2 protein-coding genes are annotated in these 691 nt (G+C 66.7%); both read right to left on the reverse strand.

Translation table 11 applies throughout. From position 1 onward, the window contains the following. Window positions 1–302: enoyl-CoA hydratase-related protein (locus tag B1729_RS19995; protein ID WP_204318978.1), on the reverse strand; the 302-nt coding region annotated here is incomplete at its 3' end. A gap of 205 nt (window positions 303–507) precedes the next feature. Beyond that, window positions 508–691 (reverse strand): NAD-binding protein (locus B1729_RS20000; protein ID WP_163634568.1); only part of this gene is annotated, 184 nt, incomplete at its 5' end.

Here is a 691-nt window from a genome sequence, read left to right on the forward strand (position 1 = left end):
GTGCGCACGGCGGCGAACTGCGCCCAGCCGCCGAAGTGGTCGCCCATCAGCATGTCGAGCCCCGACTTCGACTCCATCTCTTTGATGTCGGCGCCTGCGGCGAACGCGCGCTCCGAGCCGGTGACGACGATTGCACCGATCTGCTCGTCAGCATCGAAGACGGATGCCGCCGCCACGACATCCCGGCACACCTGCGTGTTCAGCGCGTTGAGCGCCTCCGGCCGGTTGAGCGTGATCCAGCCGACCCGCCCGCGCGTCTCGACGAGGATCGTTTCATACGCGATCGTCTCGTATTCGGTCATCGGCGGAGTCGTCTCGTGTTCGGCCATGGGGCTCCATTCCGGGTCATGGGGACGCGCGTCCCCGATTCTCGATTGCATGTCCCGATTCCCGGTCATCATGTCCCAGATTCGCCTACAAGACGCCGCTCATACGCAAGAAATCGGGACACGCGAGCGCGAGGAGGGGGAATTCGGTGGACCGGAGGGCGCGTCGGGGCACCCAGGGTCAGGCGGATTCGGCGCGGATCGTGTTGATGATGCCCGAGAAGTCCTGCGACACACCCTCGCCGGCGGCGAAGTCCTGGTAGATCGCTCGGGCCAGCATGCCCATGCGCGCGTCGACGCCGGTCGCCGAGATCGCGTGCTCGGCGAGGCCGAGGTCCTTGTTCATGAGGGCGCCGGCGAAGCCG

The organism is Microbacterium sp. B35-04, assembly GCF_010634885.1.
Classification (GTDB): domain Bacteria; phylum Actinomycetota; class Actinomycetes; order Actinomycetales; family Microbacteriaceae; genus Microbacterium.